The sequence below is a fragment of the Streptococcus sp. oral taxon 431 genome (assembly GCF_023115445.1).
GTDB lineage: Bacteria > Bacillota > Bacilli > Lactobacillales > Streptococcaceae > Streptococcus.
Genome location: NZ_JALDUI010000007.1, coordinates 67,439 through 84,367, shown reverse-complemented (window position 1 = coordinate 84,367; position 16,929 = coordinate 67,439). Strand labels below are relative to the sequence as shown.

At 39.7% G+C, this 16,929-nt stretch carries 15 protein-coding genes and 2 tRNA genes; all 17 read left to right on the top strand.

Annotated elements, in window-relative coordinates; genetic code table 11:
- The first annotated feature begins 254 nt into the window (after positions 1–254).
- The 17 genes from parE to dnaX all read left to right on the top strand — a co-directional run bounded on the left by parE (position 255) and on the right by dnaX (position 16,925).
- Complete coding sequence (gene parE / locus M1R56_RS05710) at positions 255–2,198, top strand: DNA topoisomerase IV subunit B (protein ID WP_248034938.1); 1,944 nt, start codon at positions 255–257, stop codon at positions 2,196–2,198.
- A gap of 33 nt (positions 2,199–2,231) precedes the next feature.
- A complete protein-coding gene (locus M1R56_RS05705; protein WP_248034935.1) occupies positions 2,232–2,639 on the top strand; it encodes a YkvA family protein in 408 nt (135 codons plus the stop codon).
- Positions 2,640–2,688: 49 nt separating this feature from the next.
- Positions 2,689–3,231: a hypothetical protein gene (locus M1R56_RS05700; RefSeq protein WP_248034933.1), complete on the top strand. Its 543-nt coding sequence runs from the start codon at positions 2,689–2,691 to the stop codon at positions 3,229–3,231.
- Positions 3,221–4,054: an aminoglycoside 6-adenylyltransferase gene (locus M1R56_RS05695; RefSeq protein ID WP_248034931.1), complete on the top strand. Its 834-nt coding sequence runs from the start codon at positions 3,221–3,223 to the stop codon at positions 4,052–4,054. Before M1R56_RS05700 ends, M1R56_RS05695 begins: the two co-directional genes overlap by 11 nt.
- On the top strand, positions 4,035–4,769 hold the full coding sequence (locus M1R56_RS05690) for a type II CAAX endopeptidase family protein (RefSeq protein ID WP_248034929.1): 735 nt from the start codon (positions 4,035–4,037) through the stop codon (positions 4,767–4,769). Before M1R56_RS05695 ends, M1R56_RS05690 begins: the two co-directional genes overlap by 20 nt.
- 52 nt (positions 4,770–4,821) lie before the next feature.
- Positions 4,822–7,299, top strand: a complete 2,478-nt coding sequence (gene parC, locus M1R56_RS05685; protein WP_248034927.1) for a DNA topoisomerase IV subunit A — start codon at positions 4,822–4,824, stop codon at positions 7,297–7,299.
- Between the two features lie 124 nt (positions 7,300–7,423).
- Positions 7,424–8,446, top strand: a complete 1,023-nt coding sequence (locus M1R56_RS05680; protein ID WP_000219010.1) for a branched-chain amino acid aminotransferase — start codon at positions 7,424–7,426, stop codon at positions 8,444–8,446.
- A 21-nt stretch (positions 8,447–8,467) separates the two neighbouring features.
- Complete coding sequence (locus M1R56_RS05675) at positions 8,468–10,435, top strand: peptide ABC transporter substrate-binding protein (RefSeq protein ID WP_075231267.1); 1,968 nt, start codon at positions 8,468–8,470, stop codon at positions 10,433–10,435.
- A gap of 34 nt (positions 10,436–10,469) precedes the next feature.
- Positions 10,470–11,159: a DUF969 family protein gene (locus M1R56_RS05670; RefSeq protein ID WP_248034925.1), complete on the top strand. Its 690-nt coding sequence runs from the start codon at positions 10,470–10,472 to the stop codon at positions 11,157–11,159.
- The gene (locus tag M1R56_RS05665) at positions 11,156–12,079 is read left to right on the top strand and encodes a DUF979 family protein (RefSeq protein WP_248034923.1); all 924 of its coding nucleotides are present in this window, start codon (positions 11,156–11,158) and stop codon (positions 12,077–12,079) included. The genes M1R56_RS05670 and M1R56_RS05665 overlap by 4 nt, the downstream gene beginning before the upstream one ends.
- Positions 12,080–12,092: 13 nt before the next feature.
- Complete coding sequence (pcp, locus tag M1R56_RS05660; protein WP_248034921.1) at positions 12,093–12,737, top strand: pyroglutamyl-peptidase I; 645 nt, start codon at positions 12,093–12,095, stop codon at positions 12,735–12,737.
- Positions 12,738–12,872: 135 nt separating this feature from the next.
- Positions 12,873–13,103 (top strand): DUF2969 domain-containing protein, encoded by a 231-nt coding sequence (locus M1R56_RS05655; protein WP_000037108.1) that lies wholly within the window; start codon positions 12,873–12,875, stop codon positions 13,101–13,103.
- Positions 13,104–13,152: 49 nt separating this feature from the next.
- Positions 13,153–13,233: transfer RNA gene (locus M1R56_RS05650), tRNA-Tyr, on the top strand.
- A gap of 9 nt (positions 13,234–13,242) precedes the next feature.
- Positions 13,243–13,314: transfer RNA gene (locus M1R56_RS05645), tRNA-Gln, on the top strand.
- Positions 13,315–13,475: 161 nt separating this feature from the next.
- Entirely contained in the window at positions 13,476–14,678 is a 1,203-nt protein-coding gene (gene rpsA, locus M1R56_RS05640) for a 30S ribosomal protein S1 (RefSeq protein WP_248034919.1), read from the top strand.
- A gap of 85 nt (positions 14,679–14,763) precedes the next feature.
- Positions 14,764–15,261 carry a GAF domain-containing protein gene (locus M1R56_RS05635; RefSeq protein ID WP_248034918.1) on the top strand — a complete coding sequence of 166 codons (498 nt, stop codon included), beginning with the start codon at positions 14,764–14,766 and terminating at the stop codon, positions 15,259–15,261.
- Positions 15,261–16,925, top strand: a complete 1,665-nt coding sequence (gene dnaX, locus M1R56_RS05630) for a DNA polymerase III subunit gamma/tau (protein WP_248034915.1) — start codon at positions 15,261–15,263, stop codon at positions 16,923–16,925. Before M1R56_RS05635 ends, dnaX begins: the two co-directional genes overlap by 1 nt.
- The last annotated feature ends 4 nt before the right edge of the window (positions 16,926–16,929 follow it).

Below are 16,929 nucleotides of genomic sequence, written 5' to 3'. Positions count from 1 at the left end.
ATTGTAACGCCTTATCAAAAAAATCACCAGATAAGGTGTTGTTTTAGTGTACACTTTTTACACTAAAATTTAGTTCAGAAAAAGACAATTTCCTTAGTTTGACTATGGAAATCAAACTATTTTTCATCAAATACCTTGATATACTTGACAAATGGTAGAAAAAGGACTTGTGAATAGTCTTATTAACTTGAAAATTTTGCAAAATCCTTAGAAAACCTGTAAAATAGAAAAGATGAACAAATAGGAGGTTCCTTGTGTCAAAAAAGGAAATCAATATTAACAATTATAATGATGACGCCATTCAGGTGCTAGAAGGGTTGGATGCGGTCCGTAAACGTCCAGGGATGTATATTGGATCGACTGACGGTGCTGGTCTCCATCACCTTGTTTGGGAAATTGTCGATAATGCGGTTGATGAAGCTCTGTCTGGATTTGGTGATCGTATTGATGTAACGATTAATAAAGATGGAAGTTTAACGGTTCAAGACCACGGACGTGGGATGCCGACTGGGATGCACGCTATGGGAATTCCAACGGTTGAGGTTATTTTTACCATTCTCCACGCTGGAGGAAAATTCGGTCAAGGTGGTTACAAGACTTCTGGTGGTCTCCACGGGGTTGGTTCTTCTGTTGTCAATGCCCTCTCTAGTTGGCTTGAAGTAGAAATTACGCGTGATGGTGCAGTCTACAAACAACGCTTTGAAAATGGTGGGAAGCCAGTAACAACTCTTGAAAAGGTTGGAACGGCACCAAAATCTAAGACAGGTACAAAAGTGACCTTCATGCCTGATGCTAGTATCTTTTCTATGACAGACTTCAAGTACAATACCATTTCAGAGCGTCTCAATGAGTCAGCCTTTCTCTTGAAGAATGTTACCTTGTCATTAACGGACAAACGAACAGATGAAGCCATTGAATTCCATTATGAGAATGGGGTACAGGACTTTGTTTCCTACCTCAATGAAGACAAGGAAACCTTGACGCCTGTCCTATACTTTGAAGGGGAAGACAATGGTTTCCAAGTAGAAGTAGCCCTCCAGTATAACGATGGATTTTCAGATAACATCTTGTCCTTTGTTAATAACGTTCGTACTAAAGACGGTGGAACGCATGAGACAGGACTTAAGTCAGCTATTACCAAGGTTATGAATGACTATGCACGTAAGACAGGTCTTCTCAAAGAAAAAGATAAAAATCTTGAAGGGTCAGATTACCGTGAAGGGTTGGCGGCAGTTCTTTCCATCCTTGTTCCTGAAGAACATTTGCAGTTTGAGGGACAGACCAAGGATAAACTAGGAAGTCCCCTTGCTCGTCCCGTTGTAGATGGGATTGTAGCTGATAAGTTGACCTTCTTCCTTATGGAAAATGGGGAGTTAGCTTCTAATCTGATTCGTAAAGCAATCAAGGCGCGTGATGCCCGTGAAGCAGCACGAAAAGCGCGTGATGAGAGCCGAAATGGTAAGAAAAATAAGAAAGACAAGGGCTTGCTTTCTGGGAAATTAACCCCAGCCCAGTCTAAAAATCCAGCTAAGAATGAACTTTACCTAGTCGAAGGAGATTCTGCCGGTGGTTCTGCTAAGCAAGGCCGTGACCGTAAGTTCCAAGCTATCTTGCCTCTTCGTGGTAAGGTTATCAATACAGCCAAGGCTAAGATGGCAGATATCCTCAAAAATGAAGAAATCAATACCATGATTTATACCATCGGTGCAGGTGTTGGAGCAGACTTTTCTCTTGAAGATGCTAACTATGATAAGATCATTATCATGACCGATGCGGACACCGATGGTGCCCACATTCAAACCCTCCTCTTAACCTTCTTTTATCGCTATATGCGTCCACTAGTCGAGGCAGGACATGTCTATATCGCCCTTCCGCCTCTTTACAAGATGTCCAAAGGTAAAGGCAAGAAGGAAGAAGTGGCTTATGCTTGGACAGACGGAGAACTGGAAGAACTCCGTAAGCAGTTTGGTAAAGGCGCTACACTTCAACGCTATAAAGGTCTTGGTGAGATGAATGCGGACCAACTCTGGGAAACAACCATGAACCCAGAAACTCGTACCCTCATCCGTGTTACGATTGAAGACCTAGCACGCGCAGAACGTCGCGTCAATGTCCTCATGGGTGACAAGGTCGAACCACGCCGTAAGTGGATTGAGGATAATGTCAAGTTTACGCTGGAAGAAGCGACAGTGTTTTAAAAACTGTCAAGAAATACAAATGGAGGACAAGATATGTCTGAAAATCTTAGTGAAGAGCAAGTAAAAGAAGCTCTTGAAAGTGGCTACGCGCAATCTGAGGCATTATTAAATGATATGGACGAATTAGATAATTTTTTGTATCGTTTGGAGCAAAAAATTAACGATATGCCATTTGTTGGAAAGAAATTTTCGATGATCCCAGTCATGATTTCTTTAGTGAAAAATTATGCTCAAGGGAAATACACAACGGTTCCTTATGGAACTATTTTAGCCGTTTTAAGCGCACTTATTTATTTCCTTGCTCCTATTGATATTTTTCCTGATTTCATTCCGCTAGCAGGTTACTTGGACGATATGGCGGTTCTAGGACTTTGTATGAATATGGTCAAAACAGACATTGAGACCTTTGATAAATGGCGTCAGTCTCAAGGATTGATCTGAAAAATTGTCTATAGTTCTTAATTTTAGATCTCTAAAAGAGGTATAAATCATGATAAGTATATTGTCCGATACTCCTTTTCTTGTGATAGTCCTGGTACTAGGCGCAGTTACGTATATGATTGCTAAACCAGGAAAACCTGAGAAAATTCGCTTTCTTGAATTCTTACTATTAACTATAGTAACTACAGGTGTCTTTTTATTTGATAATCCTTTAAGGTCTAATCCTTATGCAGGTTTGCTCTTCTATGTTTTTGACTTTTATATTTTCACACCAGTGAGCCTTGCTTTTGGATTCACAGCTATTTATAAAAGCAATAAACATCTCAAGCATTATCCTAATGCATATTCAAATCTTCTAAGAGTAAATGCCTGGTTTTTAGCAATATTTTCGATTGTTAACTTCCTCTTTTTAATGCTGACGGAAGAAATGGGAATTCTGTTTCTATTACCATTTTTTGGAATTAGTTCTATCATTCAATTTATAGTCGGAGAGTTAGAGAGAAAAAGAGTTCAGAAGCTTCTTCAGCAAAGAAATGAAGATGTTGTTATTCAGAACATAGAGGCAACTGAGGATGAACCGCATGAGAACTGAACCCGAAATGTTTGATGTGATTTTGCAAACTGCAAAAATGCTACAAGTCAACGCTGTCGCCATGTCCGGCTCACGGACAAACCCAAATGCTCCCAAGGACGAGTTCCAAGACTATGATGTGGTCTACATTGTGGAGGATTTGGATGGTCTGACGGCCGACCTTGCATGGTTGGACCAGTTTGGCACACGTATCATTGAGCAACATAATATCCTAGGCAACCGTCGTCTCTATCTCATGCTATTTGAAGGTGGCAATCGGATTGATTTAACCCTCTGCCCCAAAGACCACATTCAAGAGTGGGTAGAAAGCGAAGCGGATTTCACGGTGTTAGAGGATCCTAAGGGCTTGTTTGTGCCTCATTCTCCCAGTCCAGAGCGCTTCTGGACAAGTCCAGCTAGTGAGACGGATTTTGAAAAAACTTGCAATGAATTTTGGTGGGTGTCTGCTTACGTGGTCAAAGGGATATGCCGTAAGCAAGTCATATATGCGACGGACCATCTCTACGGTATTTGCCAACAAGAACTCCTGAAGATCTTGGCTTGGCAGGTCGCAAGTGATAGGGGAACAGTCGACATTGGTAAAAATTACAAGTATCTTTTTAACTATTTACCCGCTGAGATAGAGAAGGATTTTTCAAATCTGCTTGATTTCTCAAGTTTAGACAAAATCACTCAGTATTTATTGACTACTATGAGTCTCTTTCATAGAGAAGCGCAAGATTTAGCCAAGAAGATGGGCTTTGACTATGATAAAGAAGTGGCTGAAAAGATGATTGAGTATGCTAAGGAGAGACTTGAAACAAATGAAACATTTACAAAATAATAAGATAACAAAATTTTTACTGATTAGTTTTCTCATTTCTTGGGGATTTGGTTGGGGATTGCTCGCTTTTCTGACGCAAATGAGCCTCTTAAGTCTAACAAGTCCACTAGGAGTTTTTCTCCATTTACTAGGAGGTTTTGGTCCAACCATTGCAGCTATTTCTTGTTTACCTCAAAAATCCATTAAAAGCATAGTCTCTTTTATCTTAGGGGCTTCAAAGAAATATATTTTGTTATTTCTTTTACTAATTTGCGTGCAGGCGGGTGTTATTGCTTTCTCGTCTAAGGAGATTAATCCAGCTTTTCCACTAGGAAATTTGTTTGTTGTTTTTTTGAGTGCAGTCTGTATTTATGGTGGAGAAGAAGAATTGGGATGGCGAGGCATCTTGCAACCAACTTTGGAAACTAGATTCTCCTTTTGGATTTCTGGTTTGATAACAGGTTGTATTTGGGCAATATGGCATGTACCTTTATGGTTTGTGATTGGAAGTTCCCAAAGTAGGATGCCTTTTATATTATTCAGTCTATTTGCAATTTATCTCAGTATTCTTCTAGCAGCTGTTTTCAAAAAGACTAAGTCGATCCTTTATTGCGCCATTTTTCACGGCCTAATTAATACCCTACTTAGCTTATTTGTTATTAAAATTAATCTTTTATTCATTCTAGGATTAGTAGGATTGCTCTTCTTTTCTCACTACATACAAAGAAACAGTTAAATTTATAAAATATAGATTTACTTTACAATAAAACACTAAAAAGAGAATTACTATGTCTAACATTCAAAACATGTCCTTGGAGGACATCATGGGAGAGCGCTTTGGTCGCTATTCCAAGTACATCATTCAAGACCGGGCTTTGCCAGACATTCGTGATGGATTGAAGCCGGTTCAACGCCGTATTCTTTATTCGATGAATAAGGATGGCAATACTTTTGACAAGAGCTACCGTAAATCGGCTAAGTCTGTCGGGAACATCATGGGTAATTTCCACCCACACGGTGATTTTTCTATCTATGATGCCATGGTTCGTATGTCTCAGGATTGGAAAAACCGTGAGATTCTGGTTGAAATGCACGGGAATAACGGTTCCATGGACGGAGATCCACCTGCGGCTATGCGTTATACTGAGGCACGTTTGTCTGAGATTGCAGGATATCTCCTTCAAGATATCGAGAAAAAGACAGTTCCCTTTGCTTGGAACTTTGACGATACCGAGAAAGAGCCAACTGTCTTACCAGCAGCCTTTCCAAACCTTTTAGTCAATGGTTCAACTGGGATTTCAGCTGGTTATGCCACAGATATTCCTCCGCATAATTTGGCTGAAGTTATCGATGCTACAGTCTACATGATTGATCATCCTACTGCCAAGGTTGAAAAGCTCATGGAATTCTTGCCTGGGCCAGATTTCCCAACTGGTGCCATTATCCAAGGCCGTGACGAGATCAAGAAGGCCTATGAAACTGGTAAGGGGCGCGTGGTTGTTCGTTCTAAGACAGAAATTGAGAAGCTTAAAGGTGGTAAGGAACAAATCGTTATCACTGAGATTCCCTATGAGATTAATAAAGCTAACTTGGTCAAGAAAATCGATGAAGTCCGTGTCAATAACAAGGTGGCAGGTATTGCTGAGGTTCGGGATGAGTCTGACCGTGATGGTCTTCGTATCGCAATTGAACTCAAGAAAGATGCGAATACGGAGCTCGTTCTCAACTACCTTTTCAAGTATACTGACTTGCAAATCAATTACAACTTCAACATGGTTGCGATTGACAATTTCACCCCTCGTCAGGTTGGGATTGTACCAATCTTGTCTAGCTATATTGCCCACCGTCGTGAAGTGATCTTGGCGCGTTCTCGCTTTGACAAGGAAAAGGCTGAAAAACGTCTCCATATCGTGGAAGGTTTGATTCGTGTCATCTCTATCCTGGATGAGGTCATTGCCCTTATCCGTGCTTCTGAGAACAAGGCTGATGCAAAGGAAAACCTCAAGGTCAGCTATGATTTTACAGAAGAACAGGCTGAGGCCATTGTTACCTTGCAATTGTATCGTTTGACCAATACAGACGTGGTTGTCTTGCAAGAAGAAGAAGCAGAACTTCGTGAAAAGATTGCTATGCTTGCGGCTATCATCGGTGACGAACGAACTATGTACAATCTCATGAAAAAAGAGCTTCGTGAGGTCAAGAAGAAATTTGCGACACCTCGATTGAGTACCTTAGAAGATACAGCAAAAGTCATTGAGATTGATACAGCTAGTCTGATCGCCGAGGAAGATACTTACGTCAGCGTGACTAAGGCAGGTTATATCAAGCGTACTAGCCCTCGTTCCTTTGCAGCTTCAACCTTAGAAGAAATTGGTAAACGGGATGATGACCGATTGCTATTCGTTCAAAATGTGAAAACTACCCAGCATCTTTTAATCTTTACAACGCTTGGGAATGTCATTTATCGACCAGTCCATGAGTTGGCAGATATTCGTTGGAAGGATATCGGAGAGCATTTGAGCCAGTCTATTACAAACTTTGAAACCAATGAAGAAGTGCTCTATGTAGAAGTTGTGGATCAATTTGATGATGCGACAACTTATTTTGCAGCAACACGACTTGGACAAATCAAACGGGTAGAACGCAAAGAATTCTCTCCATGGAGAACCTATCGTTCTAAATCTGTCAAGTACGCTAAGTTGAAAAATGATACTGACCAGATTGTAGCAGTAGCTCCGATTAAATTGGATGATGTTCTGTTGATCAGTCGAAACGGTTATGCCCTCCGCTTTAACATCGAAGAAGTGCCAGTTATTGGTGCCAAAGCTGCAGGTGTCAAAGCCATGAACTTGAAAGCAGATGATGTGATACAAGCAGCCTTTATCTGCAATACTTCATCTTTCTATCTTTTGACGCAACGTGGAAGCTTGAAACGTGTTTCAACAGAGGAAATTCCAGCAACCAGTCGTGCCAATCGTGGCCTTCAAGTCTTGAGAGAATTAAAGAGTAAACCCCATCGCGTATTCTTGGCTGGAGCGGTCTCAGAACAAGGATTTGTTGGAGATCTCTTTAGTACAGAAGTAGAAGATGGAGAACAAACACTTGTGATTCAATCAAATAATGGAACGATTTACGAATCAATCCTACAAGATTTGAATCTATCAGAACGTACAAGCAATGGAAGCTTTATCTCAGATAGCATTTCTGATGAAGAAGTTTTTGATGCTTATCTCAAAGAAATCTTTAAAGAAGACAAAGAAAATTAAAAATCGGTCCTAGTGACTGATTTTTTATAAGTAAAATTTTCAGAAAATTACAAATAATACTTGAATTTTTAGGAGAATAGTGTAGAATAGAACACAGAGCTTGATTAGAATAAAGGAGATTGTCATGACAGTTACGATCGATTGGGAAAATCTCGGTTTTTCCTATATGAAACTACCTTATCGTTATATCGCTAATTTTAAAAATGGACAATGGTCTCAAGGAGAATTAACAGAAGATGCAACCTTGCATATTTCAGAATCATCTCCAAGCCTTCACTATGGACAGCAAGCATTTGAAGGATTGAAAGCCTATCGTACAAAGGATGGCAGTATTCAACTCTTCCGTCCAGATGAAAATGCTAAACGTCTGCAACGTACCTGTGATCGTCTCTTGATGCCACAAGTTCCAACAGAAATGTTTGTAGAGGCTTGTAAAGCCGTTGTTCGTGCAAATGAAGAATACGTACCCCCTTATGGAACTGGTGGAACCCTTTACCTTCGTCCGCTCTTGATTGGTGTTGGAGATATCATTGGGGTAAAACCAGCTGAGGAGTATATTTTTACCATCTTTGCTATGCCAGTTGGAAATTATTTTAAAGGTGGATTGGTTCCAACAAACTTCTTGATTCAAGACGAGTATGACCGTGCTGCACCAAATGGAACAGGGGCTGCCAAGGTCGGTGGTAACTATGCGGCTAGTCTTTTGCCAGGAAAAATGGCTAAATCCCGTCATTTCTCAGATGTTATTTATCTAGACCCATCAACCCACACTAAGATTGAAGAAGTTGGTTCAGCAAACTTCTTTGGAATTACAGCTGATAATGAGTTTGTAACCCCATTGAGTCCGTCAATCTTGCCATCGATTACCAAGTACTCATTACTTTATTTGGCAGAGCATCGTTTGGGCTTGAAGCCTGTTGAGGGAGATGTACCAATTGATAGTCTGGATCGATTTGTAGAAGCAGGTGCCTGCGGTACTGCGGCAGTTATCTCACCAATTGGAGGAATCCAACATGGTGATGACTTCCACGTTTTCTACAGTGAAACAGAGGTTGGTCCAGTGACTCGTAAACTATACGATGAATTGACAGGTATTCAATTTGGTGACATTGAAGCACCAGAAGGTTGGATTGTAAAAGTAGATTAAAAATTATTAAAGGAGTTCTTTATGAAAACGAAAAAGTGGATGTTAACAGCAGGAGTGGTCCTGAGTACAGCAGTTCTTCTTGTAGCTTGTGGGAAAGCTGACAAGGAAGCAGATGCGCCTACAACTTTCTCTTATGTCTATGGAGTAGACCCATCATCTTTGGACTACAGTATCGCAACTCGTACTTCAACAACGGATATCATCGGTAACGTCGTTGATGGTTTGTTGGAAAACGATGAATATGGGAATTTGATTCCTTCCCTCGCTGAGGATTGGAGTGTCTCACAAGACGGTTTGACTTATACTTATAAACTTCGTAAAGGGGTTAAATGGTATACTTCAGAAGGTGAAGAATACGCTGAAGTAACTGCGCATGACTTTGTTACAGGGTTGAAACACGTAGCAGATGGCAAATCAGACGGTGTCACTCTTATTCAAAACTCAATCAAGGGTTTGAATGAGTATATGACTGGTGAGACTAACGACTTCTCAACAGTTGGAGTTAAGGCAGTGGATGATTATACTGTTGAGTACACTCTAAACGCACCTGAAACTTTCTGGAATTCTAAAGTAACTTCAGCAACTATGTTGCCAGTAAATGAAGAATTCCTCAAAGCTTCTGGTAAAAATTATGGAACGGTCAGTCCAGCTGGTATTCTTTATAACGGTCCATATATTTTGAAGACATTGACTTCAAAATCTTTAATCGAATATGAAAAGAACCCAAATTATTGGGATAAAGAGAAGGTTAAAATCGAGAAAGTTAAATTAACTTACTATGATGGATCAGATCAAGAATCCTTGATCCGTAGCTTCTCTTCGGGTGTTTACACAACAGCTCGCCTCTTCCCAAGTAGCTCAAACTTTGCCTCAACTTTGGAACAATACGGAGATAAAATTACTTACAGCCCACAGGATTCAACTAGTTACTACTTTACCTTTAACGTAAACCGTCAATCTTTCAATAAGACAGCGAAAACAAGTGAAGAACAGAAAACTTCTACAAAAGAAGCAATGTTGAACAAGGACTTCCGTCAAGCAATCAACTTTGCCTTCAACCGTCATTCTTATGCTGCCCAGCTCAATGGTGAAGATGGTGCGGACAAGATTATTCGTAATAGCTTAGTACCAGACAATTTCGTTCAATCTGGTGGTAAAAACTTTGGTGATATCGCTCAAAAAGAATTGGTCAACTATGGAGACCAATGGAAAGGTGTTGAGCTCGTTGACGGAAAAGATACCATCTACAATCCTGACAAAGCCAAAGCTTCATTTGAAAAGGCTAAGAAAGAATTGGAAGCAAAAGGTGTAACCTTCCCAATTCACTTGGATGTCCCAGTTGAACAGACAGATACAATTGCCGTTCAACAAAGCAATTCCTTTAAACAATCAATCGAATCAACTCTTGGTTCTGAAAATGTCGTAATTGATGTTCTTCAAATGACTGATAACGAGAAGGAAAGCATTACATCTCAAGCACGTGTTCCTGCTCAAAAAGACTATGACTTGAACAGTACTGGATGGGCTCCAAGCTACCAAGATCCAGCAAGTTATCTCAATATCATGGATCCTAAGACCGGTTCTGCTATGAAACACCTTGGTATTACTAAAGGAAAAGACAAGGAAGTAGTAGCTCAACTAGGTTTGGACGAATATAAGAAACTCTTGGATGATGCAGTTTCTGAGACAAACGACTTGGATAAGAGATATGAAAAATATGCTAAAGCTCAAGCGTGGCTCACTGATAGTTCTCTCTTGATGCCAACAGCTTCATCAGGTGGTTCACCAGTTGTCAGCAACATTGTTCCTTTCTCTAAACCATACTCACAAGTTGGTATTAAGGGTGATCCATACATCTTCAAGGGAATGAAATTGCAAAAAGAGATTGTATCTGCTAAAGAATACCAAGCAGCTCTTGAAAAATGGCAAAAAGAAAAATTGGAATCAAACAATAAATACCAAAAAGAATTAGAGAGTCATGTCAAATAAAACAGACTAGTACTTTTGGAATAAAGGGGCCTATATGGAATGGATTAAACTAATAGGGATAGTTATCATTGTGATTGGTTTTGTCTATAAGTTAGATACCATTGCAACGGTAGTCTTAGCTAGTTTAGTTACCGCTCTAGTTTCTGGAGTTTCTCTTGTTGAGTTCTTGGAAATTTTGGGAAAAGAATTTAGTAATCAACGAGTTCTGACGATTTTTATGGTAACCTTGCCACTGGTAGGTTTATCTGAAACTTTTGGCCTCAAGCAACGTTCGATTGACTTGATTCAAAAGATAAAGGGACTAACAGTTGGAAGTTTTTATACAGTGTATTTCTTTTTTCGGGAACTCGATGGTTTCTTTGCCATTCGTCTTGGAGGACATCCGCAGTTTGTAAGGCCTTTGGTTCAACCCATGGGACAAGCAGCAGCAGAGTTTCAATTAGGTAGAAAAATAACGGAGCAGGAGAGTGAAGCGCTAAAAGCGCGTGCAGCAGCAAATGATAATTTTGCAAATTTCTTTGCTCAAAACACTTTCGTTGGTGCAGGCGGTGTCCTCTTGATAGGGGGCACACTGGACCAATTAGGTTACGAAAGTAATTATGCAGGAATTGCTTCAGCTTCGCTTATAGTTGCAGGAATTGCCCTATTTATAGTTGGGATTTACAATTACCTGTTTGATAGAAAACTGCTAGCAAATAAGGTTAGTAAAGGAAAACAAGAATGACCAATCTAGCAAGACAGTTATTAGAGTTGACCTATATTGTGATTGGTTGTCAATTCCTTCATACAGCTTATTGTAGCTATAAAGATAAAACAAACCCAGTTCGCTTTGGAACGGCTGGGTTTTGGGCTTTATTGGGCATCAGTTTTATCGGTGGTTCCTATCTACCTTCTGTCTGTATTGGAGTTATCGTAGTGCTATTAGCCCTGCTAACTCTCTTTAAACAGGTTCGTATCGGCACCTTACCGTCTCTGGATGAAGTCAAGGCAAATATTGAAGCTAAACGACTAAAGAATAAAATTTTTATTCCAGTCATGTTAATGGCTTTGATTGCTTTGGTATTAGCAAAAATGATCCCTGAGTTTAGTAAGATTGCTATCAGCCTTGCTGCATTTTTCGCAACCATCTCTCTTTTATTGATTACTAAGAGTTCTCCTAGAAGTTTGTTAGCAGAAAACAATCGCATGGTGCAACAAGTTTCAACCAGTGGGATTGTGCCTCAACTTTTAGGTGCTTTAGGGGCAATATTTACCGTAGCAGGAGTTGGAGACCTGATTTCTCACTTGATAAGTGGTTTAGTTCCATCCGGCAGTCGTTTTATGGGTGTGGTAGCTTATGTCCTTGGGATGGTTCTATTCTCCATGATAATGGGTAATGCCTTTGCTGCCTTTACTGTTATTACTGCTGGAATTGGAGTTCCCTTTGTATTTGCCTTGGGAGCTGATCCAATCGTGGCTGCAGCTCTAGCAATGACGGCAGGTTGCTGTGGAACCTTATTGACTCCAATGGCGGCTAACTTTAATGCTTTACCGGCAGCTCTCCTGGATATGAAAGATCCAAATGGGGTTATCAAAGCGCAAGTAGGAGTAGCTGTTATCATGATTATCCTACATATATTTTTGATGTACTTTTTGGCATTTTAACAAAGGAAATAAAATGAAAATATTAGTAACAGGTTTTGATCCTTTTGGTGGTGAAAAGGTTAATCCAGCTCTGGAAGCTGTTAAATCATTACCATCTGAGATTCATGGAGCTGAAATTCATTGGGTAGAAATCCCAACGGTCTTTTATCGATCAGCAGAGGTTTTAGAAGCAGAAATCGTCCGCTTTCAGCCAGATGCGGTGCTTTGCATCGGACAAGCAGGAGGAAGAGCTAGTCTAACTCCTGAGCGTGTTGCCATCAACCAAGATGATGCTAGAATTCCTGATAACCAAGGAAATCAGCAGATTGACACTCCTATACGCCTGGACGGTCAAGCTGCCTATTTTAGCACACTACCTATTAAGGCAATGGTTCAAGCGATTAAAGAGGAAGGGTTGCCAGCTACAGTGTCCAATACAGCAGGAACCTTTGTTTGTAATCATTTGATGTACCAGGCTCTCTATTTAGCGGATAAAAAGTTTCCACATATGAGAGCAGGCTTTATGCATATTCCCTATATGACAGAACAGGTGATCAATAAACCTAATACAGCATCTATGAATTTAACTGAAATCGTCAGAGGTATCGAAGCTGCGATTGGTGCTATCGTAGATTATAAAGATAAGGACATAAAATTAGTGGGTGGTACAACCCACTAACAATGAGTCTTTCCTAGATTAAAAAATTAGATTTTGTCACAAAAACTCTTTATCAAGATTAGCTTGGTAAAGAGTTTTTTTCTTGCCAGTTTTTTAAATTTCTTGTACAATAGGAAGAGTGAAAAGAGGTATCGTATGAGTAAAAAAGATAAAAAAATTGAAATTCAATTAACAGACGCAACTGTTTTAGTTGGTAAGGAAAAGTATGAAGGGTATACTTTAACGATCGGTAAAAAGGTTATTGGTGAAATTGCTGAACTAGATAATCAATTTGCGATCATAAAGAATGGAAATGTCGATAGTTTTTATAAAAAACTTGAAAAAGCTGTGGAAATTTTGATTGAAAACTATAATTTAGCAAAATAAAGCTTGTTTTTTGTAAATTTTCATGATATAATTGTTTTTGTTGAACATTGGAGAGATAGCGAAGAGGCTAAACGCGGCGGACTGTAAATCCGCTCCTTCGGGTTCGGGGGTTCGAATCCCTCTCTCTCCATTTCACTTTTGGGGTATAGCCAAGCGGTAAGGCAAGGGACTTTGACTCCCTCATGCGTTGGTTCGAATCCAGCTACCCCAGTTCTTAGGTAATATATTCAAGATAAAAAGAAAAATATCTTAGGGTATTTTATTTTTATAATTGAAGGACGTGAACGATATAACATGTCTTTGCGGGTGCTTAGGAAAAAATTATAAGTATGTCAAGTTTAAGAAAAACTTGATTGTTGGAGGATTTTTTAGATGAACGAATTTGAAGATTTGCTAAATAGCGTTAGCCAAGTTGAGCCAGGTGATGTTGTTAGTGCTGAAGTATTGACAGTTGATGCTACTCAAGCTAACGTTGCAATCTCTGGAACTGGTGTTGAAGGTGTCTTGACTCTTCGCGAATTGACAAACGATCGCGATGCAGATATCAATGACTTTGTAAAAGTAGGTGAAGTATTGGATGTTCTTGTACTTCGTCAAGTAGTTGGTAAAGATACTGATACAGTAACATACCTTGTATCTAAAAAACGCCTTGAAGCTCGCAAAGTATGGGACAAACTTGTAGGACGCGAAGAAGAAGTTGTTACAGTTAAAGGAACTCGCGCTGTTAAGGGTGGACTTTCAGTTGAATTTGAAGGTGTACGTGGATTTATCCCAGCTTCAATGTTGGATACTCGTTTTGTACGTAACACTGAGCGTTTTGTAGGTCAAGAGTTTGATGCTAAAATCAAAGAAGTTGATCCTAAAGAAAACCGCTTCATCCTTTCACGTCGTGAAGTTGTAGAAGCAGCTACAGCAGCAGCTCGTGCTGAAGTATTTGGTAAATTGGCTGTTGGTGATGTTGTAACTGGTAAAGTTGCACGTATCACAAGCTTCGGTGCTTTCATCGACCTTGGTGGTGTTGACGGATTGGTTCACTTGACTGAATTGTCACACGAACGTAACGTTTCACCAAAATCAGTTGTAACTGTTGGTGAAGAAGTTGAAGTGAAAATCCTTGATCTTAACGAAGAAGAAGGACGTGTATCACTTTCACTTAAAGCTACAACACCTGGACCATGGGATGGCGTTGAGCAAAAATTGGCTAAAGGTGATGTTGTAGAAGGTACAGTTAAACGTTTGACTGACTTCGGTGCATTTGTTGAAGTATTGCCAGGTATCGATGGACTTGTTCACGTATCACAAATTTCACACAAACGTATTGAAAATCCAAAAGAAGCTCTTAAAGTTGGTCAAGAAGTTACTGTTAAAGTTCTTGAAGTTAACGCTGATGCAGAACGCGTTTCACTTTCTATCAAAGCTCTTGAAGAACGTCCTGCTCAAGAAGAAGGACAAAAAGAAGAAAAACGCGCTCCACGTCCACGTCGTCCAAAACGTCAAGAAAAACGTGATTTTGAACTTCCTGAAACTCAAACAGGATTCTCAATGGCTGACTTGTTCGGAGACATCGAACTTTAATCCATTCGAATTTTAATAAAATCCTTTGTTTTTAAAACAAGGGATTTTTCTTTTTTCTACTAGCATTTTTTGATATAATGGTTTTATGTTATATTCAGAAAAAGAATTACTTTATCAAACAATAAATGAACAGCTCTCTTATCTTTTAGAAGGAGAGCCCAATGTGTTGGCTAATCTTTCTAATGCTAGTGCTTTGCTAAAAACAAGCTTTCCCAATACTGTTTTTGCAGGTTTCTATCTATTTGATGGGAATGAACTGATCTTGGGACCCTTTCAAGGTGGAGTTTCATGTGTACGAATCGCTCTTGGAAAAGGTGTTTGTGGCGAATCAGCAGTTAGTCGTCAAACAGTGATTGTTGGTGATGTAAAAACCTATCCAAACTATATTTCTTGCGATAGTAGTGCTCGTAGTGAAATTGTTGTGCCGATGGTTAAAGAGGGACGTCTTTTGGGCGTTCTAGATTTAGATTCATCTCTTGTTGATGATTATGATGAGTTGGATCAGAAATATCTAGAAGAGTTTGTTGCTATTTTGTTAGAGAAAACCGAATGGAATTTTTCAATGTTTGAGGAGAAAGCGTAATGTATCAGGCCCTTTATCGAAAATATAGAAGTCAAACATTTTCACAGTTAGTAGGCCAGGAAATTGTTGCAAAAACTCTGAAACAAGCTGTAGAGCAGGAAAAGATCAGCCATGCCTATCTATTTTCAGGGCCTCGTGGAACTGGAAAAACCAGTGTAGCCAAAATTTTTGCCAAGGCTATGAACTGCCCTAATCAAGAGGGAGGAGAACCTTGCAATAACTGTTATATCTGTCAAGCTGTAACAGACGGTAGCTTGGAAGACGTTATCGAAATGGACGCAGCCTCTAACAATGGGGTGGATGAAATTCGTGATATCCGTGATAAATCAACCTATGCTCCAAGTATAGCTCAGTATAAGGTCTATATCATTGATGAGGTTCATATGCTTTCAACAGGAGCCTTCAATGCCCTTTTAAAAACTCTTGAAGAACCAACTCCTAATGTTGTTTTTATCCTAGCAACGACAGAGCTTCATAAGATTCCTGCAACCATTTTGTCTCGTGTTCAACGCTTCGAGTTCAAATCTATTAAAACTCAGGATATTCGAGATCATATCTTCCATATTTTAGAGAAGGAAGGGATTGCTTATGAAACTGAAGCTGTTGAGATTATCGCTCGTAGAGCAGAAGGTGGTATGCGGGATGCTTTGTCCATTTTAGACCAAGCATTGAGCTTGACTCAAGATGCTAGATTAACAACAGCTGTTTCTGAGGAAATTACGGGGACTATTAGTCTAAGTGCTTTGGATAATTATGTGGCTGCCTTGTCACAAAAAGATGTGACTCGTGCTTTGGAAAATCTTAATTTGATTTTTGATAACGGAAAAAGCATGACACGATTTGTAACGGATTTGTTGCAGTATCTACGGGATATTTTGATTGTCCAAACTGGTGGTGAGAATACTCACCATAGTGCTCTCTTTAAAGATAACCTAGGTCTTTCACAGGCTGTTTTGTTTGAAATGATTGGAATTGCGACAAGTAGTTTAGCTGATATCAAGGCTAGCTTACAGCCTAAGATTTATGCTGAAATGATGACCATTCGTTTGGCAGAGTTAGATTCAAAACCAACATTATCAGATGATACAAGTGGAGAATTAACCTCACTTAGAGAAGAAGTTGCGCGATTGAAACAGGCTTTGGCAAATGTTAACACGAGTCCTAAGCAGACCACACCAGCACCAAGTCGCCCAGTAAACAGCAAGTCAGTTTATCGAGTAGATCGCAATAAGGTTCAATCTATTCTTCAAGAAGCCGTTGAAAATCCTGATTTAGCCCGTCAAAATCTAATTCGTCTCCAAAATGCTTGGGGAGAAGTTATTGAAAGCTTGTCAGGTCCAGATAAGGCACTTTTAGTCGGTTCTCAACCTGTTGCGGCCAATGAACATCATGCCATACTTGCTTTTGAATCTAACTTCAATGCTGGCCAGACCATGAAACGTGATAATCTGAACACCATGTTTGGAAATATCCTTAGTCAAGCAGCGGGATTTTCACCAGAGATTCTTGCTATATCTATGGACGAGTGGAAAGAAGTCAGGGCTGATTTCTCAGCTAAGGCTAAATCGTCACAAGGTCAACCAGTTAAGGAAGAAGTGGAAGAATCTGTCCTTCCTCAAGGATTTGAATTTCTAGCGGATAAAGTGACTATAGCAGAAGATTAAAAGG